Here is a 22,274-nt window from a genome sequence, read left to right as displayed (position 1 = left end):
GGGAACAGGGGAGCACCCGGGGCTATTCCAGCCGGCTCCCGCCACTCTCCCCCTGACCTGCGGGTTCGTCCGCAGCGGAGGTTCCGTTGGGGGGAGCGGCGGGCTCGCCCTGTTCACCCGAGAGACCCTGGAGCCTCGCCTCCAGCTCGTCAATGCGCTGCGACAGACGCTTGACATCGGACTGGAGATCGCGGACCAGCCCGAGGCCCGGCAGGATGGAGAGGATCCGCTCGTCGACGGCCTGCTGCCACTGATCGAGCGTCTGCTTCGAGCTCTCGACGATCCCGCTCAGGCGCCCCTTCGCGTGGCTCGACCGGTCCGCGTCCGTCACGCCGGGCGGCTGCGACGGCGACGCCGCGGCCGGGGCCTCGGGCGCGGCGGGCTGCGCCGCGCCAGGCACCGCCGCCCCGCCCTCTCCAGGGGTCGCGCCGGGGATGAGCCGGCCGATGGGGCCCTCGCGCAGCTGCGACAGCAGCCGCTCGCCCCGCTCCTGGATCAGGTCCCGCAGCGTGCCGAGGGGGACCGAGCGCGGCTGCGACTTGAGGTCCTCCGAGATGATCAACGCCAGCGTGACCTCGGTTTTGTCCTCCTTGGTCGCGTTGTCGATGATCTGGACCTCTTCGCCGGCCCGCACCATCTCCCCGATCTGCTGCAGGGTGACGTAGCGGCTGTCCTTCGTGTCGTAGAGCTTCCGATTGGAGTAGCGCTTAATAACGCGACGCGGTACCTCGCCGCTTCCCAGGGTCTCCTTCGCCGTTTCCATCTCCTCTACGCCTCGAGTCGATTGGACCACCGACGGATTCCTCGCGCAAGGGAAGATCACTCGATAATCACTCAACAAAGAGGGGCCGCGTGGAGGAGCCGGCGATCGAGCTGCGTGACGTGACCGCACGGTATCCCGCCGGGAGGCTGGCGCTGGAGGGGATCTGCTTCGATGTGCGCGCGGGCGAGCTGTGCGCGGTGCTCGGGCCGAACGGCGCCGGAAAATCGACGCTGGTCCGGGTGCTCGCGGGGGCCCTGCGCCCGGAGCGGGGGGAGGCGAGGCTCCTGGGGAGGCCGCTCGCCGGCATGGACCGGCGGGCGATCGCCCGGTGCGTGGCGGTCGTGCCGCAGGGGATCCCCTCGGCGCCCGGGTTCACGGTGCGCGAGGTCGTGATGATGGGCCGCGCGCCGCACCAGGGCGCCTGGATGCGGGCCTCCGGCCGCGACGAGGAGGCCGTCGCCCGCGCGCTCGGCGCGTGCGACCTCGGCGAGCTCGCGGGGCGGCCGGTGGCCGAGCTCTCCGGGGGCGAGCAGAAGCGGGTCGCCATCGCCCGCGCGCTCGCGCAGGAGGCGCGGGTGCTGATCCTCGACGAGCCCGGGGCCCACCTCGACATCCGCCACGCGATCGAGGTGCACGAGGTCGTGCGCCGGGAGGTGGCCGAGCGGCGCCTCGCCTGCGTGGCGGTGCTGCACGACCTCAACGCGGCCGCCCAGTACGCCGACCGCGTGGCGCTGCTCAAGGCCGGGCGGCTCGTCGCCCACGGCACCATCGAGGAGGTGATGACCTACCGCCGGCTGAAGGACGCGTTCGACGCGGAGCTCTACGTCGGCGTCAACGAGCTCGACGGCAGCCGGTACTTCCTCCCGGTCCGCGGCGCGGCCGGCCCGCCCCCGGCCGGGCCGGGGCGCCTCCCGCCGCAATCTCGACCCCCTGAGCGGCGCGATCTATAAGCGGCCCCATGCGCGGATCGCCACGCCCTGGAGCCTCTAGCGCGCCCCCTCGCCGCGTCCTCTCGTGCCTCCTCGCCCTGGCGGCGCTGCTCGCCGTGGCCGGCTGCGGCCGGAGCAGGACGGCGCCCGAGCTCCTCAACGTCGTCGACGTCGTCCCGCGCGAGGTCGACCTCGGCGACCGCATCGAGATCCTCGGGACCAACCTGCCCACGACGGAGGCGAAGGAGGCGACCGTCACGTTCCGCGGGACGCTGCGGCGCCCCGGCCAGGCGCCCCTGACGCAGCAGAGCATCGAGATCGAGGGCGCGCAGGTCAGCAGCAACAAGGTCTCGCTGACCTTCTCCGAGGGGCTCGAGGCGCGCTTCGCCGGCCGCGGGGACGACGCGGTGCACACGACCTTCCAGGGGGACGTCGTCGTCGAGATCCCGGCGACCCTGGAGGGGGCGCTGCCCGTGGCCGGCACGGTGCGGGGCGTCACGATCGACTTCATCCCGCCGACCCCGCGCCGCGCCGTCATCGAGGCGCGCGAGAAGGAGGGCGCGCGCGCGCTCGAGTCCCTCGGCGTCGAGGTCGCGGCGGACGCGCCGCCCTCCGGCGGGCTCGTCGTCTCGCGCGTGCGCCCCGCGAGCCCGGCGGAGCGGGCGCAGCTCCTCCCCGGCGACGTCATCACGAGCTTCGAGGGCGTGAAGGTGCTCTCGAAGGGCGACGTGATCCCGAGCGGCCATGAGCGGCTCGCGTCCGTGGGCGTCCGGCGGGGCGGGGCGCCGGTCGAGCTCCAGATCTCGACCGAGGGGTTCCGCGCGAGCGCCCCGACCGATCTGCTCGGCGCCGGGATCCTCCTCGGCGTCGCCGCGGCGATCATCCTGCTCTTCATGGCGCCGACCGCGGGGATCATCACCTGGGTCGAGCGCCGCGTCTCGGCGCGGATGCAGTCGCGCATCGGCCCGAACCGCGCCGGGCCGCAGGGCTTCCTCGTGTGGATCGCCGACGGGATCAAGTCGATCCTGAAGGAGGACGTGATCCCGGCCGAGAGCGACCGGACGCTCTTCCGGCTCGCGCCCTACCTCGTCTTCGTCGGCGTCTCGGCCACGTTCGTGGTGATGCCGTTCGGCCAGTACCTCATCGCGGCCGACCTCGACATCGGCATCCTCTTCGTCATCGCCGTGACCTCGCTGGTCACGATCGGCCTCATGACGGGCGGCTGGGCCTCGAACAACAAGTGGTCGCTCCTCGGCGGGGTCCGCTCGGCGGCGCAGATCATCAGCTACGAGATCCCCGGCGCGGTCGCGATCGTGTGCGTCGTGATGATGACGGGCTCGCTGCGGCTCCAGGACATCATCGGCGCGCAGGGCGGCAGCGGGGCGTCGCTCCTCGAGGTGGGCGGCTGGCCCTGGTACTGGTTCGTCTTCCGCAACCCGATCACGTTCGCGCTGTTCTTCCTGTACTTCACGACGGCGCTCGCGGAGGGCAACCGCGCGCCGTTCGACCTGCCCGAGGCGGAGAGCGAGCTCGTCGCCGGCTACTCGACCGAGTACTCGGGGATGCGGTACCTGTTCTTCTTCTTCGCCGAGTGGGCGAACGTCTTCGTGATGTGCGGCATCGCGAGCGCGCTCTTCCTCGGCGGCTGGCAGATCCCCGGCGTGTCGCCGGCGCAGCAGGAGGCGAGCTTCGCGCTCCAGCTGCTCGGCGTGCTCCTCTTCCTGCTGAAGAGCTGGCTGCTCGTCTTCGTGGTCATCTGGATCCGCTGGACGCTGCCGCGCGTTCGGATCGACCAGATGATGAACCTCTGCTGGAAGTGGTTCGTCCCGCTCTCGTTCGGGGCCTTCCTGCTGACGGCGCTCTGGATGGTCGTCGGCGTGGACGTCAGCCCGACGGTCCAGCTCGTCATCAGCGTGGTGACCTTCGCGGTGTGGGCGTACCTGATGATCCACTTCGTCCGCAGGGTCCAGTACAACCTCCGCCAGGCGAAGGTCGCGCTCCACCTGAACCCGTTCCTGTGAGGCGACGTCCCCCGCCCCCGACGCCTTGCGCGTCGGCTCTGTAGAAGACGCCTTGCGCGTCGGCTCTGTAGAAGACGCCTTGCGCGTCGGCTCTGTAGAAGACGCCTTGCGTCGGCTCTGTAGAAGACGCCTTGCGCGTCGGCTCTGTAGAAGACGCCCGGCGCGTCGGCTCTGTTCATGACGCCCAGCGCGTCGGCCCTGTAAAAAAGCGCGGGGCCGGCGTCGCGTGTCGCGCGTCGCCGGCCGAGGGCTCGCGAGCGCAAACCCCGGTGCCACCTCGGCCGTGCGCTGAGGTATGCTGTCGGCGTGGCGGTCCCCTCGAGCCCGGCCTCTGATTTCTGCGCCGCGTGCGGCTTTCCGCTGCGCGGTCCGCGGTGCGAGGCGTGCGGGGTCGACCGGTCGCCGGCGGTCGCCCGCAAGCCGCCCTCGGCGGACGTGGACCGGGACGTGGGCTCGGTCGAGGCGTGGCGCACGCGTGATCCGGTGCGCTTCGTGGCCCACTGCGCCTCGGCGGAGGCGGGGACGAACGTCCAGACCACGACGCTGCAGGACGGCGTGGGGTGGATCGTCCCGCTCGCGGAGGCGACGCTCTTCGTCGCGCTCGACGCGGCGAACGAGCGGATGTCGATCGACGCGCCGATCGCGCGCGTCGCGGAGCGGCACCGGATGCCGCTGCTCCGGACGGCGCTGGAGCTGTCCGGCGGCCCCGAGCCGTTCCGGCTCTGCATCCGGGACGATCTCGTGCTGCTGCGCCGCGTCGGCCGGGTCGCCTCGTTCACGCCGGAGTCGCTGCGGCGCGCGCTGCGCGAGAGCGGCGAGGCGGCGGCGCGGCTCGGGGCGACGATGGCGGCCTGGTTCGACGCGCGCCCGCCGTTCTCCGAGGAGCAGCGGGCGAGCCTGACGTGGGCGTCGGCGGGCCGCGCGCGGCCGCTCAAGAGCTTCTCGTTCCCGCCGGGGCCGGGCCGCTCGGCGAGCGCGCCGTCGGTGCGGGCCGCCGCGGCGCCGCCGCCGGTCTCGGTGGTGCGGACGCCGCACGAGCCGCTCTCGGGCGAGCCCTCGGCGTGGGCCGCGCCCCCCTTGCCGCGCTTGCCGGAGTCGGTCGCGCGCCCCAGCCGCGACGTGGACGCGATCCCCGACATCCTGTCCCCCTCGCTGGCGTCGGTGCCCGCGCCGATCACGTCGAGCCGGAACGGCGGCGCGCCGCCCCGGGGCGCCATCCTCCCGCCGGCGCAGGACGGGGGCGCCGCGCCGAAGTCGCTCGGCGGCGTGGGGCACCCGCCGTCCGAGGGCGGCGCCGCGAAGCCGGCGCCGGCGTCCGCGGCGTCCGCGGCGCCTGCCACGTCGAACGCCGCGCCGCCCTCGCCCGAGCCGGCCGCGGACGCCACGGCGCAGGCCAGCGATCGCCGGAGCGCGCGCACCGTCCCTTTCCGCCGCTCGGCGTCGAACATGGCCATGGCCGCGGTGACGCCGGTGTCGGTGCGCCCGCCCGCGCTGCCGGAGGTCGAGATCGAGCCTCCCTCGCGCCGGGGTCTGCCGTCCCGCCCCGAGTCGCCGAACACGACGGCGGATCGGTTCTGCCAGCTGCTCCGCGACGCGCAGCTGCTCGGCAACGCGCTGAGCTTCCAGGAGCGGCCGGGCGTCATGGTGCTGCTCATCCGGTGCACGGTGTTCCGGGCGATCCTCGACTACGGCGACGCGCTGCCGGACGCGGTGGCGCACCTCTACCGCTGCACGGCGGCGGCGACCCGGGAGCTCGTCCAGGCGGAGGGCGGCGCGCGCCGCGCGAACACCGCGGGCGTGGCGGAGCCGGCGTTCGTGGCGATGGAGCGCCTCATCGCCGCGCGCGGCCAGGTGCCCGAGGAGAAGCCGCTGCACATCGACCCGCTCACGACGGCGGCGCTCGCGCGCGAGCACCTCGGCCGCTACCTGCGCGAGATCGAGCGCGCGCCGGCCGATCCGATGCTCCGCCACTTCCTCGCGATCGGCGCCCTGTCGGAGCTGCTCGTGCGCACGAAGCTGCCCGCCAAGACGGAGCAGCGGCTGCGCGACATCGTCGCGTACGCGCAGCGCGACGGCGCCAAGCCGGGCACGATCGATCTCCTGATGACGGCGCTCTCGAGGATCGTCGCCCAATGACGGGGCAGCTCGCGGCGCACGGCGACGGCGATCTGGCGCTGCTCCACGAGCGCGTCGCGCGCGCCCGGCGCTCGATCGTGGCGATCCGCGCGGGCGCGCTGTCGACGACGGGCTGGGTGGCGCTCGGCAACGGCGTCGTGGCGGCGAGCCGGCGCGGGCTCGGCTACCCGACGGAGGTCGCGCTGCTCTTCGACGACGGGCGGAGCCTCCCTGGGCGGGTGGTCGCCGCGGACGTGGCGCGGGACGTGGCGCTCGTCGCGCCGGGGGAGCCGCCCGGCGTCGCGTCGCTCGCCGTGCGCGCGCCGGCCGAGCCGCGGCTCGGCGATCGCGTCGCGGTGCTGAGCTGCCTCCCCGGGCAGAGCCTGCGCCTCGCCGTGGCCCGGGTCTGCCAGGTGCAGCGCAAGGTCGACGGCCTCTTGCCCGCGTTCGAGCTCGATCTCGCGGCGCCGCTCGGCGCGCCGGTGCTCGACGCGGACGGGCGCGTGCTCGGGCTGGTCGCGGCGCCCGTGGGCGCTCTGGGGGAGCTGCCCGGCCACAGCGTCGTGCTCCCGGCGGGCTCGCTCCAGCCGCTTCTCGCGCCGCTGGACCGGCCGCTGCTCGAGCTCCGGGACCGGGCGCCGGTGTACCGGTGTCCCGCGTGCGAGGAGCCGTTCGACATCGAGGAGGATCGCTGCCTCGGCTGCGGCCGGCTCCTGCCGCACGCGTTCGCGCCGTCGCCCGCGCGCGCGGGCGTCGAGCGGGTGATCCGGCAGGCCCTGTCGGCGCTCGGGATCGTCGCGAACCGGGCGCGCGTCGGCCCGCGGGCGTGGCGCATCGCGCAGCGGCCGTTCCCGTCGGCGGAGACGTCGACGCACGTGGACATCGAGATCGACGAGGCGGGCCGGCTCCTGATCCTGCGGGCGCCCGTGGTGGGCCTGCCGGCGGCGCACCACGAGCCGTTCTACCGGTTCCTGCTCACGATGAACGACCAGACGACGGGGGAGTTCCGCGTGTCGGTCGCGGGCGACGAGGTGTCGGTGTCGTGCGTGGCGTCGCTGGAGGGCTTCTCGGATCACGACGCGGCGGTGCTCATCGACGGGCTCGTGCAGATCGCCGACGAGTACCGGCGGACGCTGGCGGACACGTTCGAGGCGGCGCCGCGGTTCGAGTCGGCGGGGCGCTGAGGGCGGCGGGGCGCTGAGGGCGGCGGGCAGAAGGCGTTCGACGCGCGCCTGGAGCTTCCGTCGCCGGCACGAAGGTCTCCGACGTGCGCCCGGAGCTTCCGTCGCCGGAAGGAAGGCTTCCGACGCGCACCGGAAGCTTCCGTCGCGACGCGGGACGCGAATTTGCCGGGAAATTGGTCTCCCGGCGCGCGACCGACGGCGCCTCGGGCAAGGCCGAGCAGGCTAAGTACGCGAAACCTCGTGCTCCCGAGCGCGCCGGAGGGCTTCGTTTCCGCGACGGAAGCTTCCGGTGCGCATCGGAAGGTCTCCGACGTGCACCGGACGCCGTCGTTGGTATTGGGGATTACTACAGGTCGGTCGCGTCGGCTTCGTCGGCCGGCTCGACGGGCTCGGTCGGTGCGGCGGGAGCCTTGCGCTGGGGCGCCTTGCGGCTCGCGAGGCCGAGGCGAATCAGGTAGCCCCGCTTCTTGATGACGGCGCGGGCCGTGGTCGACCATTCGTCGAACCAGCCGCGCAGCCTGGAGAGCGCCTCATGCCGGCGCGTGGTCTCCGGGATCTCGGCCTGTGGGGGCAGCGGAGATGTCGGGCCGAGCGCCACGTCGACGAGCCCCTTGAGGCGCTTGCGCTCGGCCTTGTCGAGGCCGCGGGTCGCGAGGAACGCGACCGCCTTCTTGTCGCTCTGCTTCGCACCGGCGCGATCCGAGTCCGTGCCATTCTCGAGAGCGTCGAGCCGCGTGAGGAAGGTGGCGACTCCCTGTACGGCCGCGGTGCCGGTGGAGGGCGCGAGGTCCTTGAAGACATAAACGTACACGTCGGGATGACGCCGGCGGAGCGCGGCGCCGTAACGGGCGAAGTTGGGCTCGTCCCACTGGTCGAGCTCCGTGGTCGCGGCGCGCTGCGCCCTGGCATCGTCGGTATCAGGCGGTGCGCTGGTCTTCCGGGGAGCGGCGAGGACGTCGAGGAGGAGCGTGCGGCCCTCCAGGATATCGTCGTCGGTCATCCCCGCGTCGGCCATCGCCGTGCGAATCGCGGCGACCGCGCCCATTCCCGTCAGGAACTTCGTGGCGCGCTCCGGCGTGGCCTCGAGGACTTCATTCGAATACTCCATGCTGATTCCTCCCTGCCGACCGGCAAAGCCGGACGGCGGCAATGAGAGCGGAAGCTACAATAGGAGTTTCAGCCATTGGAAGAGGATTGTTGAGCGCTCGCGGCCCTGGAGCCGCCGGTTTTTTGCTCTCTCGACATCTCGGCTCCCCGGAGCCTCGGGGTTCCCTGAGGCGATGACTCGTGCGCCGAGGACGGATACCGCCCGGATCATGAAAAGCTGGTTTTCGACGACGACCCGGAGGTCGAGCGTGTCCCTTCGGTCGGTGCCGCCGATCCGCACATCCGGTCAGGGCAGGGCCGTCGTGATCACCTCCTGCATCACGCCGCCGCGGACCGACGGATCGCTGCATCCCGTGTAGTAACGACCCGATCTGTCGATGTTCGGACACGGGACGTCGCACGCGCCGGCGAGGACGATCGGGCCGCAGGGGACGACGCCCCCCGCGTCGTCGAGGTGCCCCGTGGCGCACTCCCGCCGGGCGGCGCGCGATGTCGTCGCGCCGGCGGCGTGATAACACGCGCGGATCGACGGGGTCGCGGTGAACAGGTTGCCCCAGAAGGCGCCCTCGATGTTCGGGTATGCCGCCACCTCGGCCTCGGGCACCAGCCTCCTCAGCGGGTTCTGCGGCGATCGCATCGAGATGACCACGTTCACCCCGAAGTAGTTGGCGCGACCGGCGATGCAGCCCGAGACGAGCCGCTGCTTCGTGACGTCGCCGAGAGGCTGCGCCGCCCACGACGGCTCGATGCCGAGGACGCCCGCGTAGACCTCGTGGCGCACGACGCCGCCGGCGTCCGTCCACGAGAAGCTGAACGCCTGCGTGGCGTCGAGCGCGCAGCTCACCACGTATTTCAGGAACTTCCGCGACAGCTCGCCCCGCTGGCCAGGATCCCGGAGGGCCTCGAGCGAGGCGGGATCCAGCGCAGCGGAGGTGAGCGCGTTGGGGATCAGCGCGTTCGGGATCAGCGCGTTGGGGATCAGCGCGTTCGGGATCAGCGCGTTGGGGATCAGCGCATTGTCTGTCACCAGCGCGCTCACCTCGGCGCCGAGGGGCTCACCGATATCCGTCTCCGCGACACAGGCCGCGAGGGACAACGTCGCCACCGGAATGGGCACGAGTCTACGTTTGAAGCTCATCATGGAATCCCTCCCATGATGACCAATACACTCCGTCGTCCGACGCCCGCAACAGCAGATTCCGCCGAAATACGAGCTCTGTCATGGCGGATACGATCCCGTCATCCTACGATTTGCCATCCATGTTCGTGATCAGGGCGCGCCCGGGATGCGTAATGATTCCCCTTCTCGAGATCGGCGCGCCGCCTGGCGGGCCGGAGGCGTATGGCGCTGGAGACGGGAGGAGAGCTCCAGCACGCGTGTGGATCAGGGGAGGGCGGTGGTGATCACATACGTCGTCGCGCCGTTGCTGCCGGGCGGATCGCTGCATGTGATGTAGTAGCCCCCCGACGGATCGATGTTGGGACACAGCGGGTCACACGCGCCGGCGAGGACGATGGGGCCGCAGGAGACGACACTGCCCGCGCCGTCGAGGTGCCCCGCGGCGCAGTCCCGCAGGGCGGCGCGCGCCGTCGCCACGCCGGCGGCGTGATAACACGCGCGGACCGACGGGGTCGCGGTGAACAGGTTGCCCCAGAAGGCACCCTCGATGTTCGGGTATGCCGCAATCTCGCCCGGGGCAACCAGCTTCCTCACCGGGCTCTGGAGCGAGCGCATCGAGATGGTCACGCTCGTCCCGAAGTAGTTCGTGCGGGCGGCGAGGCAGCCCGAGACGAGCCGCTGGCTCATGAGGTCCGTGAGAGGCTGCGTCGCCCACGACGGCGCGATGCCGAGGGCGCCGCTGTAGGTCTCGTTGTGCACGACGCCGCCGGCGTCCGTCCACGAGAAGCTGAACGCCTGCGTGGCGTCGAGCGCACAGCTCACCACGTACCTCAGGAACTGCCGCGACAGCTCACCCCGCTGCCCAGGATCCTGGAGCGCCGCGATCGAGGCGGGATCCAGCGCGTTCGGTATCAGGGCGTTCGGTATCAGGGCGTTCGGTATCAGGGCATTCGGTATCAGGGCATTCGGTATCAGGGCGTTCGGTATCAGCGCGTTGCTCATCGCCAGCGCGCTCACATCCGCGCCGAGGGGCTCACCAATATCCGTCTCCGCGACACAGGCCGCGAGGAGCAACGTCGCGACTGGAATGGGCACGAGTCTGTGCTTGAAGCTCATCATGGAATCCCTCCCCATGATGACCATTACACCTCGCCATCCGGCGTCCGCAACAGCAGCTTCCGTCGTAAAACGATTCCTGTCATGGCGAACACGATTTCATCGTGCCTTGATCCGCCATCAATGTTCGTGATCGGGGCGCGCCCGAGGCACGTCGTGATTCCCCTCCTCGAGATCGGCGCGCCGCCTGGCTAGCCGGCGGCGGATGGCGCTCGGGACGCGGGACGAGAGCTCCAGCGCGCGCTCGATCTGGCGCAGCGCCTCCTCCCGGCGGCCGCGGCGCGCGGCTGCGATGCCGCGCGCCTCGACCACCTCGATCCGCTCATGGCCCAGGGAGAAGCGCGCGGCGCGCGCCTCGAGCGCCTCCCACGCGGCGTCCTCGGCGCCCGCCGCGGCGAGCTCCACGGCAGAGCAGAGCACGTCCTCGGACGGCGCGAGGAGCGCGCCGGCCTCGCCGCGGGCGCGCGCCTCCGCCTGGCGGGCGCGGATGCGCGCCACCGCGGCGCGCGCCGCCTCCTCCTCGCCGCGGTGAAAACGGAGCCGCGCCTCGAGCAGCGCCACCACGGCGCGCCCCGGATCGCCCGAGATCGCGCGATCGAGCGCGAGCGCCCGCAGGACGTGGGGCTCCGCCGCCGGCGCGTTGTCGAGCAGGAGCAGGTACTCGCCGAGGTTGTACTCGCCCATCAGCTCGAGCGAGCGCTGCCCGAGCTCGCGCGCCACCGCGAGCGAGCGCTCCATGTCGGCGACGAACGAAGCCTCGTCGCCGCAGTTGGCGGCCGAGAGCGCGCGGACGTTGAGCGCGGCGCCGAGCTGGAGCTGGTCGCCGCGCGCCTCGGCCAGATCGATCGCCCGGTCGAGCGCGGCGCGCGCGTCGCCAGGGCGGCCGAGCCCCGCGAGGATGAAGCCGAGCAGCGTCAGGGCGATGACCAGCGTCTCGTAGCCGTCGTCGCCGAGGTGCGCCGCGATGGCGGCGGAGCGCTCGAGCAGCGCGGCCGCCTCGCCGTTGCGGCTGAAGCGGAAGGCGGACCGGCCGCACGCCAGGAGGAGGCGCGCCTCGAGGAGCGGCGATCGCGCCTCGGGCGGGAGCGAGCGCGCCTCCTCCACCCGCGCCAGCTCGACCCGCGCCTGCGACGCCTCGAAGTCGTCCATCCAGTCGAGCGCGGTGGCCTCGTCGAGGAGGAGCTCGATCCACTCCGCGACGTCGCCCGCGTGCGCGGCGAGCTCCCTCGCGCACGAGAAGTCCGTGAGCGCGTCGTGGTAGCGGCCGATGCGGTAACGCATCAGGCCGCGCCCGCGGTACGTGGCGCGGCGGTCGATCGACGTTTCGCCCGGCTCGCCCGGCTCGCCCGGCTCGCCCGCGGACTGCTCCAGGGCGCGGCTGTAGAGGCGCTCCGCGTCGGTGTAGGCGTGGCGCGCGCGGGCGCGCTCGGCGAGATCGAAGAACGAGCGCGCCGCGAGGCCGGCGAGGCCGGCCGCGCCCGCGTGGCGGGCGAGCTGCGCGATCCGCCGCTCCTCGCCGAGCCCCGCCGGGCCCGCTGCGTAGTACGCGGCGGCGGCGCGGTGGATGCGCCGCCGCTGCGCCTCCGGCACGGCCCGCGCCACCGACTCGCGCACGAGCGCGTGGCGGAAGCCGACCCGCCCGGCGCCGTGGTCCACGACGACGCGCGCGGCGAGCAGGCGCGCGGTGCCGACCCTGGCGTCGAGCGGGAACTCCGCGTCGGCGCCCTCCTGCGCGAGGAGGTCGAGCAGGCCCTTGATCTCGTCGAGGGTCACCTGGTCGCCGAGGAGCGCGATGAGGCGGGCGTGGCTGCGCAGCGCGGGCGAGAGGGCCTCGAGCTCGCGGCGCGCGAGCCACTCGATGAGCGGCAGATCGGGGAGCCGCTCGATCTCGTCGGTGGCGAGGTACCACGCCTCGCCCTTCGGGCTCTTGCGCACGATGCCCTCGCGCCGGAGGCCGCGCAGGAGCTCGACGAGCAGGAGCGGGATCGCCTCCGCGCGCGCCACGAGCTGCTGCACGGCGGACTCGGGCGCGCCCTCGATCGGATGGAGCAGCCGGCGGCAGAGGGCCGCCGCGCTCGCCTCGTCGAGCGGGCCGAGGCGGCGGCGCTCGCGGCGGGCGGCGCCGTCGCCCCACGCGCGGCGCTCCTGCTCGAGCTCGGGCCGGCCGAGCGCGCAGATCCAGAGCGGCAGGCGCGGCCCTGCGAGCGCGGCGTACTCGAGCGCGGAGAGCAGCGCGTTGTCGGCGAACTGGGCGTCGTCGACGACGATGAACAGCGGGCTGCGCGCGGCGGCGCGGCGGACGCCGCCGCCGGCGGCGACCATCAGCGCCGAGCGCAGCGCGCCCGGGGCCGCGTCGAGCCTGCGCAGCGCGGCCCGGAGCGGCGCGCCCTCGGCGCCGCGCGGTATCCAGCCGAGCGTGAGGGCCACGGCGGGCACGAGGTCGGTGCTCGCCGGCGCGAGCCGGTCGCGCAGCATCGTCGCGACGCCCTCGCGCGGCGGCGCGGGCGGCAGGTCGAGCACGCGCTCGAGCAGCTCCGCGAGCGCGTGATCGGCGTCGCCGAGCGCCGGCTCGCGGGCGCGCAGCGAGAGCACGCGGGCGCCGGGGGCCGCCGCGGCGAGCCGCTCCAGGAGCGCGCGGGCGAGGTGGCTCTTGCCCATGCCGGGCTCGGCGATGACGCTGACCACCGTGGGCACGCCCTCGGCCGCGGCGGCGAGCGCGCTCTCGGCGAGGGCCGCGAGCACCTCGTCGCGGCCGACGAGGGGCCACGTGTCGGGGTCGAGCACGTCCGGCGCGTCGTGGTGCGCGGCGGGCGCGGTGCCGGACGAGAGCGGCAGGGCGCCGGGCGAGAACGGCAGGGCGCCGGACGAGAGCGGCGGGGCGCTGGACGAGAGCGGCAGGGCGCCGGGCGAGAGCGGCAGGGCGAGGGCGCCCGACGAGAGCGGCGGGGCGCTGGGCGGGAGCGGCGGGGCGCTGGGCGGGAGCGGCAGGGCGCCGGACGAGAGCGTCGGGGCGCTGGGCGGGAGCGACGACGCGAGCGGGGCCGGCGCGTCGTGGCGCGCGGCGGGCGGAGCGCCGGACGCGAGCGGCAGGGCGCCGGACCGGGCCGTGTCCGGGGGATCGTGGAGCACGGCGGCCGCGGCGGGGGCGATCACCACGCCGACCGGATCGCCCGCGGCCGGGAAGCGCTCGGCGCGCGTGAAGAGCGGGCTGAGGAAGCGCCGCGTGCCGTCGCGTTTGGTCTGCACCAGGACGGGCGCGAGATCGACGCGCGCGCGCTCGCAGACGCCGAGCCGCACGAGCTCCTCGGCGGCGCGGCGGGCGTGGCGCGCGGGGTTCTCCGAGACGTCGGCCGCGAAGACGGCGGCGCACCGGCCGGTCGAGGCCCGGCCAAGCTGCCCGCCGAGCGCCTTCAGGCGCGCCTGGAGCGCCGCCACGTCGAGCGCGGTGTCGAAGAAGAGCAGCCCCACGGTGACACGGTCGCCGCGCAGCTCGCCGTCCGGCGCGGCCGCGGGCGGCTCCGGCGCCGCGGCAGGCGGGCCCGGCGTCCCCAGAGGCACATCCAGCATCGCCGCGGGCGGGCCCGGGCGTGTGCACCGCAAGGTCGGCGCCTCGCGCAGCGCAGCGTCGAGCGCGGCGCGGAGATCGTCGGCCGTGTCGAAGCGCTCGCGGCGGTCCTTCGCGAGGCAGCGGGCCACCACGTCCTCCACCGCCGAGAGGACGCTCGGCCCGCGGCCCGGCGCGCCGATGTGCGGCGGGCGGCGGCTCAGGTGCCCCTCCCGCACCAAGGGGCGCGGGCCCCAGAAAGGCGGGCAGCCCGCGAGCATCTCGAAGAGGATCGCGCCCACCGCGTAGAGATCGGCGCGGCGATCGACGTCGAGGAGGCCCTCCCAGAGCTCCGGGGCCATGTACTCGGCGGTGCCCATGCCGACGCCCTCCGTCGAGCTGTCCTGCGTCGAGGCGCCCTCGGGGCCGAGCGGGACCGTGAGGCCGAAGTCGATCAAGGTGACGTGCAGCGCGCCGTCGATGAGGATGTTCTCCGGCTTGAGGTCGCGGTGCAGGCAGCCGCGCGCGTGGACCGCCGCGAGCGCGCGCAGGATCGCCTCCGCGAGCGCGACGGCCTCGCTGACCGGCACCGGCTCCGGCAGGTCGACGAGGCGATCGGCCAGGGGAGGCGCGTCGATGTACTGCATCACCAGGTACGGCGCGCCGTCGGGGGTGCACCCGTGCTCGAGGACGGCGGGCACGTGCGGCCCCGCGACGCGCGCGAGCGCCGCGATCTCGTGCTCCAGGTAGGCGGGCGCGTCGTCCCGGTCGTCGCGGGGGACCTTGATCGCGACCCGCGCTCCGTCGCGCTCGCGCCCGGCCTCGAACACGATGCCGAAGCCGCCGCGCGCGACGAGCCGCCGCACCCGGTAGCCGCCGATGCGCGGGGCGGCGACGCCCGTCACCTTCGACGTGTCGGGCCCCCCTCCAGGGAAGCTGAGATTGCCGTGCAGCGGGCAATACCCCGTGATGCGGCGTCCGCACCCCGGACAACGCAGCACCGCGGGCGCGCCAGCCCGCTGCGGCTCTTCGCGGCGGAGAGAACAGGGCATGATGAATTTGTCGACTCGACGCGACACAGCGCGTCGCCGTCCCCCTGTAAGAACGCATAGCAGGTGCTCTGGAGTACGAAAATCGAAGAATCCCTGACGACCATGGAGGACCTCTTCGCGTGTGGTCATAAATGCATTCAGCGATGTCCGCGCGGGGGCGCGGGGCTGCCTCCGCCTGCGGTGAATTTCGCGGGATGAGGCGTCTTGGACACGACTCTGTCTCACGTCGCGGACGTCTACGGCCCTCGATAGTGCGGGTGTCTACATCCTTGTACAATCATTTCGCGGGAGGGCCGGTGTGTTCCCATCCCACTCGTCGCCCGGGGCGCGCAATCTCAAGGTCCGGAGAGCTCACGTGAGCTGAAGAGACCGTCAGTAATCACTCACGGCCTGGCCCTCGCACCCTTCACGTCGTCTCCGCGCTTCCCTCATCGCTCTCCATCAAGCCCTGCACGCACGTGTACCCGTCATGCGAAGACGGGAGACGCGATTCACGAGCATCGAACGAGGTGATGGGGAGAGCGCTGGATGTGAGCGCCGCGACCTCTCGCTCGCACGTCCCGCGCCTCTTTCGCGGGCGCCCCGCGGAGCCCGCCGCCGCGCTCGGCGCCGTTCTCCGCGAGGTCGGGGCGCGCGGGCGCCTCGGCGCCGCCCAGGACACGCCGCGCCTGCCGCGCGCGGCAGGCGCGGTGCACAGCGCCCCTGGAAAGTCAAGCCGGGCACCCCGCCGGCGCGTCCGCCGGCAGGGCGGCGAGGCCCGAGCTCGCCGAGCCCGCCGCGCCGCTGCTCCTCCGCGCAGCCCGCCCGCGCCCTCGCGGAACGCCGCATGGTAGGTTGCGCAGGGCCAGGCACGACGTTGCACGGCGCCCCCACACGACCGAGGTGATCATGAAACGAGAAAAGCGACTGACCAAGCGCGAGAGGAAGGCGCTCGCGCCGCCGCGCCCCGCGGCGGCGGCCGGCGGCCACCAGCACCAGCACATCCACTGCGTCGCCTGCGGCAAGCACCTCGATGCGGTCCAGTTCGGCGCCCAGGGGACGGCGACGTGGATCTCGTGCCAGCACAAGTCGACCTTCGCCTCCTGCGTCGAGTGCGTCGACATGACGAGGCGCCTCCTCGCCGAGCACGACCGCACCGGAAAACCCGTGCAGTCGGCCGCCGCGTGGCACTGAGCCGGACGCCGCGCCCGCGGCGCTGAGCCGGATGTCCCGGGCGCCGTAGGCGGACGTTCGGGACATGTCGTTTCGCACCCCACAATCTCTCGCCCGCGGCCTTAACGAAGCGCACACTCGCTCGCTCACCTCCCGGCCGTCCACCCCGGATACGCTTGCGCTCGGCGCCCTTTGCGCCAATGGTTTGCGCCCCTATCCATCTCGGAGGATTCTGCATGACGAAACCAATCCGCCGCGCGGGCGTCATCGGCGCGGGCGTCATGGGCAGCGGCATCGCCGCCCACTTCGCGAACGCCGGCGTCGAGGTCTTGCTCCTCGATATCGTGCCCCCGAACCTCAGCGAGGCTGAACGGAAGGACCCGGCCGCCCGGAGCCGGTTCGCGGCGGGCGGGCTCGAGAAGGCGCTCAAGGCGAGGCCCGCCGCCTTCTTCCACCCGTCCCACGCCCGCCTCGTGCGCACCGGGAACACGGAAGACCACCTCGGCGAGCTCGCCCAATGCGACCTCGTCATCGAGGCGATCATCGAGAAGATCGAGCCGAAGCGCGACCTGTTCGCGCGGCTGGAGAAGGTCATGCGGCCGGACGCGATCGCGGCGTCCAACACCTCCGGGCTGCGCATCGAGGAGATGATGCAGGGGCGCTCCGAGGACTTCCGCAAGCGATTCCTCGTCATGCACTTCTTCAACCCGGTCCGGTACATGAAGCTGCTCGAGCTCGTCGCCGGGCCGAGCACCGATCCGGCCGTCATCGAGCGCGTCCGGCGGTTCGGCGAGGACGTGCTCGGCAAGGGCATCGTCTTCGGCAAGGACACCCCGAACTTCGTCGGCAACCGCATCGGCACCCACGCGATGCTCACCGCCATCCACCTCATGCTCGAGGAGGGGCTCGCGCCCGAGGACGTCGACGCCATCACCGGCGTCGCCATGGCGCACCCGAAGAGCGCGAGCTTCCGGACCGGCGATCTCGTCGGGCTCGACACCTTCGCCCACGTCGCCGACAACTGTTACGCGGCGCTCGAGCGCGACGAGGACCGCGACGTCTTCAAGCTGCCCGCGTACATCCGCAGCATGATCGAGGCGAAGCTGCTCGGCGACAAGACGAAGGGCGGCTTCTACCGCAAGGCCAAGGAGGGGCTCGAGACGCTCGACCCCGCGAAGCTCGAGTACCGGCCGCACGGCGGCGACGAGGCGATCAAGAAGGCCACGAAGTCCTGCGAGAAGATCGAGGACCCGGCCGCGCGCGTGAAGAAGCTCGCCGGGGATCCCGGCAAGGCAGGGGCGTTCGCGTGGAAGGTGCTCTCCCGCTCGCTCGCGTACACGGCGCGGCGGGTCGGCGAGATCGCCGACAGCATCGTGTCCATCGATGACGCCATGCGCTGGGGGTACAACTGGGAGCTCGGGCCGTTCCAGACCTGGGACGCGCTCGGCTTCGCCGAGACCGTCGAGCGCATGCAGAAGGACGGCATCAAGCTGCCCGAGTCGATCCTCCGCATGAAGCAGAGCGGCGCGACGTCGTTCTACCGGGCCGACGGCGCGGTGTTCGACCTGCAGAAGGGCGAGTACGTCGCCCGGAACGTCGATCCGCGGAACGTGACGCTCGCGGGCGCGCGCGCGGCCGCGGGCGGCGTGAAGCCCGTGCTCGCCAACGACGGGGCGGAGGCGTGGGACCTCGGCGACGGCGTGCTCGGCGTCACCTTCAAGACCAAGGCGAACAGCCTCGACCCCGACTCGATCGGGATGCTCTCGCTCGCCGCCGAGAAGGCCGAGCAGGACTTCCGCGCCCTCGTGGTCTTCAACCAGGGCGAGCACTTCTGCGTCGGCGCCAACCTGTTCCTCGTGGTGATGGCCGCGGGCAACAAGGACTGGGACGCGATCCGGAAGATGGTGAAGGCGTACCAGGACGCGACCCAGCGGCTGAAGTACGCGACCGTGCCCGTCGTGGCCGCGCCCTACGGGATGACCCTGGGCGGCGGGCTCGAGCTCTGCTTCGCCTGCGACGCGGTGCAGGCCTCGGCGGAGACGTACGCCGGGCTCGTCGAGGTCGGCGTCGGCCTCATCCCGGGCGGGGCGGGGACGCTCAACATGCTCTGGCGGGCGTTCGAGGCGATCCCGGAGGGCGTGACGGTGAACAACTACGACATCGTGACGCAGGTCTTCAAGAACATCGCCCTCGCGAAGGTCGCGACCAGCGCGGACGAGGCGAAGGCGCTCGGCTTCTTCCGGAGGACCGACGGCGTGTCGTTCGACCGGGCGCGCCAGCTGTACGAGGTGAAGGCGCGCGCCGTGGGCCTCGCCGAGGCCGGGTACCACCGGCCGGTGCCGCGCGCGTACAGGCTCCCGGGCGAGAGCGGGATCGCGACGCTCCAGATGATGATCGACACGCTCGTCGCCGGCGGCCACGCCAGCGAGCACGACGCGAAGATCGCGCGCAAGCTCGCCGAGGTGCTCTGCGGCGGCGCGGGCGGCGCGGCGCGCGAGGTGACCGAGGACGAGATCCTCGAGCTCGAGCGGGAGGCGTTCGTCAGCCTGTGCGGGGAGCCCAAGAGCGCCGAGCGAATGCAGTACATGCTGATGAACAACAAGCCCCTTCGGAACTAGGTGAACGCCATGGTCGACGTCGTAATTGCAGAGGCCGTCCGCTCGGCCGTTGGCCGGGCCCACAAAGGCTCGCTCGCGCAGAAGCGCCCTGACGAGCTCGCCGGCGAGGTGATCGCCGCGCTGTTCAAGCGCGTCCCCCAGGTGAAGCCGGAGGACGTGGAGGACCTCGTCCTCGGGTGCGCGATGCCGGAGGGGGAGCAGGGGCTCAACGTCGCCCGCGTGGTGTCGCTGCTCGGCGGCATGCCGCAGGAGAGCTCCGCGATCACCATCAACCGGTTCTGCTCGAGCGGGCTCCAGGCGATCGCGCTCGCGGCGGGCAGCATCGCGATGGGGTCGGTCGACATCGCCGTCGCCGGCGGGGTCGAGTCGATGTCGATGGTGCCGATGACCGGCAACAAGCTGAGCGCGTCGCCGGAGGCGATGGAGCGCTGTCCGACGGTGTACACGCCGATGGGCATCACGGCGGAGAACGTGGCGAACCGGTTCCAGGTGAGCCGCGCCGATCAGGACGCGTTCGCGCTGAAGAGCCACCAGAAGGCGGCGGCGGCGCGCGCGGCGGGGAAGTTCGAGGACGAGATCGTCACCGTGAAGGGGGTGCGTTACGAGAACGGCAAGCGCGCGACCTTCGACTTCCGCACCGACGAGCTGATCCGCAAGGAGACGACGGCGGAGGCGCTCGCCGGGCTGAAGCCCTCGTTCGCGGCGAAGGGGAGCGTGACGCCGGGCAACAGCTCGCCGCTGTCGGACGGCGCCGCCGCCGCGCTCGTGATGAGCAAGGCGAAGGCGGACGCGCTCGGCGTGAAGCCGCTCGGCTACTTCCGCGCCTTCGTGACCATCGGCGTCGACCCCGCCATCATGGGGATCGGCCCGGTGCCGGCGGTGCGGAAGCTGCTCGCGAGGACGGGGCTGTCGATGGCCGACATCGACCTGTTCGAGGTGAACGAGGCGTTCGCGTCGCAGGCCGTCTACGTGCAGCGGGCGCTCGAGATCCCCGAGGAGAAGCTCAACGTGAACGGCGGCGCGATCGCGCTCGGCCACCCGCTCGGGTGCACCGGCGCGAAGCTCACCGCGACGGCGCTCCACGAGCTGCGCCGCCGCGGCGGCCGGTACGCCGTGGTCACGATGTGCATCGGCGGCGGCATGGGCGCCGCCGGCCTGATCGAGCTGGCCGGCGCGCGCGCCAGCGCCTGATCCCGGCCGGGGCGCGGCCCGCCGCGGCGCCGCGCTCCGGCTTCCCCGCGGCGGGTCGATGGCCTATAGAGCGGTCATGGGAACCCACCTCACGACCTTCCAGGGCTCGATCCCCGACGCCCTGAAGCGGGCCATCGAAGAGAAGATCGAGGGCTCCACCGCCGAGGTGACCGGCGGGGGAGGCCACTTCAACCTCGTCGTGACGGCGCCGGTGTTCGCCGGCAAGAGCATGCTGGAGAGCCAGCGGCTGGTCTACAGCGCCATCGCGCACCTCATGGCCGGCGACCAGGCGCCCGTGCACGCGATCGACAGCCTGAAGACGCGCACGCCGTAGCCGCGCCGCGAGTGACCAGGTGACTACCGGAGCGTGACGACCAGCCGGTAGTCGAACCGCGCCGCCTCGGCGCTCGGGTCCGGGGCGCGCACCTCCAGGTAGTACGTGCCGCCGGCGAGATCACGCGCGCCCATGTCGGCGGGGCTGACCGGCGACCGCCCGGTGCCGTCCAGCAGCGAGCAGGCGCCGCGGCCGCCGTCGTCGTCCGTCGCCAGGGCCACGCCGCGCCCGTCGAGCAGCGAGAGCACGCTGTCGAGCCGGCCCGACTCGCACGCCTCGGCGCCAGCCTCGATGATCTCCGCGCGCAGCGACGCGCCCCAGGGCGGGACCTCGATCGCGTAGACGTCGACGTCCCCGCCGGACCGGTGCGCGCCGGCGACGACGACGTCGCTCCCGGGGAGCGGCGTCGCGGTCGCGCGCTCGTCGTTCGGCTCCGCCTCGCTGCCCGCGTCGGCTTGGACGTGGACCTCCAGGGTGTAGGCTTCGATCGCGGCGTCGCCGGCCGCGTCCTCGACGCCGACGTAGTAGGTGCCGGCGGGCAGGGCGACCACGAGCGCGGCGCACTCGCCGATCCCGCCGAGGTCGCCGAGCTGGTCGCTGACGTGGATCGGGTCTCCGGCCCCGTCGAGGAGCCGCAGGGTCGTGTCGATCTCCTCGCAGCTCTCGGCCGAGGCGTCGAACGTCTCGAGCCGCACGACCGAGGCCGCGGTGAGCTCCAGCCGGAAGAGGTCGAGATCGCCTGCGGCGGAGATCGCGCCGCCGATCAGGTCGTCGCCGCGGAGCGCGACGGGGCTCGAGTCGGCGTCGCCCGGCGCGTCGTTCGGCTCCACCTCCGCCGTGGGCTCGCGCGCGCAGGCGCTGCTGCAGCCGTCGCCGCCCTCGGTGTTGCCGTCGTCGCAGCGCTCGGCGGCGCGCAGCAGGCCGTCGCCGCAGACAGGCGCGCAGGCGCTGGGCTCGCCGGCGCAGAGGAAGCCGTCCTCGACCGCGCACGCGGCGCTGCAGCCGTCCCCCGCGACGACGCCGCCGTCGTCGCAGCGCTCCAGCCCGGCGGGGATGGCGTCGCCGCACACCGTCTCGCAGGCGCTCGGCTCGCCGGTGCACGCGTAGCCGTACTCGGCCTCGCAATCCGCGCTGCAGCCGTCGGCGTCGGCCGTGTTGCCGTCGTCGCAGCGCTCGGTGCCGAGGAGCAGGCCGTCGCCGCAGAGCGGGCCGCAGGCGCTGGGCTCGCCGGCGCACTCGTAGCCCGCCTCGAGCACGCAGACCGCGCTGCAGCCGTCGGCGTCGGCCGTGTTGCCGTCGTCGCAGGACTCGGCGCCGCGCAGGAGCCCGTCGCCGCAGATCGTGGAGCAGATGCTCGGGGCGCGGGCGCAGATGTAGCCGGGCTCGATCGCGCACGCGGCGCTGCATCCGTCCCCCGCGACGACGCCGCCGTCGTCGCACGTCTCCGCGGGCTCCACCTCGCCGTTGCCGCACACGGCGGGCATGGGGCCGCCGCCCTGGCCGCCGGCGCCGCCGTCGCCGCCCTGGCCGCCGTCGCCGCCCTGGCCGCCGGTGCCGCCGTCGCCGCCCTGGCCGCCGGCGCCGTTGCCGCCGTCGCCCCCGCCAGAGCCGCCCGTGCTCGCCGTCGCGCTCGAGCCGGCGGCGGAGGTGCTCGAGGTCGACGTGGCGCCGCCCGAGCCGTCAAGCCCGCCGGCGCCGCCGCCGCCGCCCTCGCTCGATCCGCCACCTCCGCACGCCGGCAGCGCCATCAGCGCGAGCGCCGCGAGCGGTTTATTCCACCTCGATTGCAGCATCGTTCCCCTCGGTCGAATGCGCTGCGGGCGACGGTGGCCTCCCTCCCGGCGCGCCGAGCACGCGTCGCAGCAAGCCAAAGGGAATACCCGTCTCCGATCGCCAGGACAACTCTGGCCGCGGCCGGCGCCGGCGTCCGGCGCGGCCGCCGCCGGATCCCGCGGCCGCGCGGGGCGACGGCAGGTAATCCTCGGCACGGCGCGCCACCGGAGCGCGGGCCGCGTCGTCTGTTTGACA

At 73.3% G+C, this 22,274-nt stretch carries 14 protein-coding genes; 8 read left to right on the top strand and 6 right to left on the bottom strand.

Annotation, left to right across the window (positions count from 1 at the left end; genetic code table 11):
• Window positions 1-22: 22 nt before the first annotated feature.
• Window positions 23-763 (bottom strand): polyhydroxyalkanoate synthesis regulator DNA-binding domain-containing protein, encoded by a 741-nt coding sequence (locus tag WMF43_RS42275; protein WP_437673663.1) that lies wholly within the window; start codon window positions 761-763, stop codon window positions 23-25.
• 89 nt (window positions 764-852) lie between these two features.
• On the opposite strand from WMF43_RS42275, the gene WMF43_RS42270 reads away from it, so the two are divergent.
• The 4 genes from WMF43_RS42270 to WMF43_RS42255 all read left to right on the top strand — a co-directional run bounded on the left by WMF43_RS42270 (window position 853) and on the right by WMF43_RS42255 (window position 7,012).
• Window positions 853-1,713, top strand: a complete 861-nt coding sequence (locus WMF43_RS42270; protein ID WP_437673661.1) for an ABC transporter ATP-binding protein — start codon at window positions 853-855, stop codon at window positions 1,711-1,713.
• An 8-nt stretch (window positions 1,714-1,721) separates the two neighbouring features.
• A complete protein-coding gene (nuoH, locus tag WMF43_RS42265; protein ID WP_437673659.1) occupies window positions 1,722-3,713 on the top strand; it encodes an NADH-quinone oxidoreductase subunit NuoH in 1,992 nt (663 codons plus the stop codon).
• Between the two features lie 306 nt (window positions 3,714-4,019).
• Window positions 4,020-5,849 carry a hypothetical protein gene (locus WMF43_RS42260; protein WP_437673657.1) on the top strand — a complete coding sequence of 610 codons (1,830 nt, stop codon included), beginning with the start codon at window positions 4,020-4,022 and terminating at the stop codon, window positions 5,847-5,849.
• Complete coding sequence (locus tag WMF43_RS42255; protein ID WP_437673655.1) at window positions 5,846-7,012, top strand: trypsin-like peptidase domain-containing protein; 1,167 nt, start codon at window positions 5,846-5,848, stop codon at window positions 7,010-7,012. Before WMF43_RS42260 ends, WMF43_RS42255 begins: the two co-directional genes overlap by 4 nt.
• A gap of 346 nt (window positions 7,013-7,358) precedes the next feature.
• Here WMF43_RS42255 and WMF43_RS42250 read toward each other — a convergent pair whose 3' ends face one another.
• The 4 genes from WMF43_RS42250 to WMF43_RS42235 all read right to left on the bottom strand — a co-directional run bounded on the left by WMF43_RS42250 (window position 7,359) and on the right by WMF43_RS42235 (window position 14,951).
• Window positions 7,359-8,120, bottom strand: a complete 762-nt coding sequence (locus tag WMF43_RS42250; RefSeq protein ID WP_437673654.1) for a hypothetical protein — start codon at window positions 8,118-8,120, stop codon at window positions 7,359-7,361.
• A gap of 285 nt (window positions 8,121-8,405) precedes the next feature.
• Window positions 8,406-9,146, bottom strand: coding sequence for a hypothetical protein (locus WMF43_RS42245; protein ID WP_437673652.1), 741 nt, complete (start codon window positions 9,144-9,146; stop codon window positions 8,406-8,408).
• 357 nt (window positions 9,147-9,503) lie between these two features.
• Window positions 9,504-10,334, bottom strand: a complete 831-nt coding sequence (locus tag WMF43_RS42240) for a hypothetical protein (RefSeq protein WP_437673650.1) — start codon at window positions 10,332-10,334, stop codon at window positions 9,504-9,506.
• A gap of 141 nt (window positions 10,335-10,475) precedes the next feature.
• A complete protein-coding gene (locus tag WMF43_RS42235) occupies window positions 10,476-14,951 on the bottom strand; it encodes a protein kinase domain-containing protein (protein WP_437673648.1) in 4,476 nt (1,491 codons plus the stop codon).
• Window positions 14,952-15,839: 888 nt separating this feature from the next.
• On the opposite strand from WMF43_RS42235, the gene WMF43_RS42230 reads away from it, so the two are divergent.
• The 4 genes from WMF43_RS42230 to WMF43_RS42215 all read left to right on the top strand — a co-directional run bounded on the left by WMF43_RS42230 (window position 15,840) and on the right by WMF43_RS42215 (window position 20,246).
• Window positions 15,840-16,124, top strand: coding sequence for a hypothetical protein (locus WMF43_RS42230; protein WP_437673647.1), 285 nt, complete (start codon window positions 15,840-15,842; stop codon window positions 16,122-16,124).
• Window positions 16,125-16,339: 215 nt separating this feature from the next.
• Window positions 16,340-18,721 (top strand): 3-hydroxyacyl-CoA dehydrogenase/enoyl-CoA hydratase family protein, encoded by a 2,382-nt coding sequence (locus WMF43_RS42225; RefSeq protein WP_437673645.1) that lies wholly within the window; start codon window positions 16,340-16,342, stop codon window positions 18,719-18,721.
• 9 nt (window positions 18,722-18,730) lie between these two features.
• The gene (locus tag WMF43_RS42220; protein WP_437673643.1) at window positions 18,731-19,912 is read left to right on the top strand and encodes a thiolase family protein; all 1,182 of its coding nucleotides are present in this window, start codon (window positions 18,731-18,733) and stop codon (window positions 19,910-19,912) included.
• Window positions 19,913-19,988: 76 nt separating this feature from the next.
• Entirely contained in the window at window positions 19,989-20,246 is a 258-nt protein-coding gene (locus WMF43_RS42215) for a BolA/IbaG family iron-sulfur metabolism protein (protein ID WP_437673641.1), read from the top strand.
• Between the two features lie 23 nt (window positions 20,247-20,269).
• Here the strand turns inward: WMF43_RS42215 and WMF43_RS42210 are convergent, their stop codons facing one another.
• Complete coding sequence (locus WMF43_RS42210; protein ID WP_437673640.1) at window positions 20,270-22,039, bottom strand: DUF4215 domain-containing protein; 1,770 nt, start codon at window positions 22,037-22,039, stop codon at window positions 20,270-20,272.
• Window positions 22,040-22,274 lie beyond the last annotated feature (235 nt).

Origin of the sequence: Sorangium sp. So ce131 (genome assembly GCF_051519095.1) — a bacterium.
Taxonomy (GTDB): domain Bacteria; phylum Myxococcota_A; class Polyangia; order Polyangiales; family Polyangiaceae; genus Sorangium.
This window is presented reverse-complemented; position numbering and strand designations above follow the sequence as displayed.